Source organism: Corynebacterium sp. MSK035, assembly GCF_030232615.1.
Lineage (GTDB): Bacteria > Actinomycetota > Actinomycetes > Mycobacteriales > Mycobacteriaceae > Corynebacterium > Corynebacterium jeikeium_D.
The window spans coordinates 1-795 of record NZ_JASPJP010000044.1 but is presented as its reverse complement, the minus strand read 5'-3'; the positions used below and the strand labels follow the sequence as shown (position 1 = coordinate 795).

Genomic DNA, 795 nt, shown 5'->3' with positions numbered 1-795 from the left:
AGCTATTCTTTGGTGATTTGTGGTGTGTGGTCTGGGGTTATGGTGGCATGCGGACACACTTTTCTTTACTTAACCCGGCGTCGGCGTGGGTAATGGACAAAAAGTGTGTCTGACTCTCAAGATGGTGACTGGTGAGAAGCCAAAAACTACGGGCTGCAAATGTGAAACTGTATGAGTTTATGACACTTTCAGGCCATTTTTCGGGCCATTTTTGTCATAAACGTAGTCAGTAACTCGCATCGCCCCAACGCCGCCAGCCATAAACGTAGTCAGTAACTCGCATCAGTGACACTGGGGGAGAGGGGGGGGCTTTACCCGGGTTTGGTGGGGAGAGCTTTTGCCACAGTCTAGGTTGCCCCGAGACCCGGGGCTGGATGTCAGTTTTCAACTTAAAATATCTGCCATGAACTGGCGATTTGCTTATGTTCAGCGCTGTTCTGTAGAGTAACAACTCGTGCACAGCGCTGGTAATCCAGAAAGTTGAGCACGGCATTTAAGGCCCTGTGGCGCAGTTGGTTAGCGCGCCGCCCTGTCACGGCGGAGGTCGCGGGTTCAAGTCCCGTCAGGGTCGCCACTTGATTAATTTCAAGTCTGGCCAGATAGCTCAGTCGGTAGAGCGTCCGCCTGAAAAGTGGAAGGTCAGCGGTTCGATCCCGCTTCTGGCCACAATTAATCCCCAGTCCGAAAACGGGCTGGGGATTCTTTGTTTTACCAGGTGTTTGTGGGTTAAACGACAAAATGTGTGTCTGGCTCGGCGTGTCGCGCGGGGGTTAGATTTGGCCTTTCTGGATGCCG

2 tRNA genes are annotated in these 795 nt (G+C 52.5%); both read left to right on the top strand.

From position 1 onward, the window contains the following. Window positions 1–497 precede the first annotated feature (497 nt). Window positions 498–574 (top strand) — tRNA-Asp (locus QP978_RS10765). Window positions 575–593: 19 nt separating this feature from the next. Further along, window positions 594–666: transfer RNA gene (locus tag QP978_RS10760), tRNA-Phe, on the top strand. Window positions 667–795: the final 129 nt, after the last annotated feature.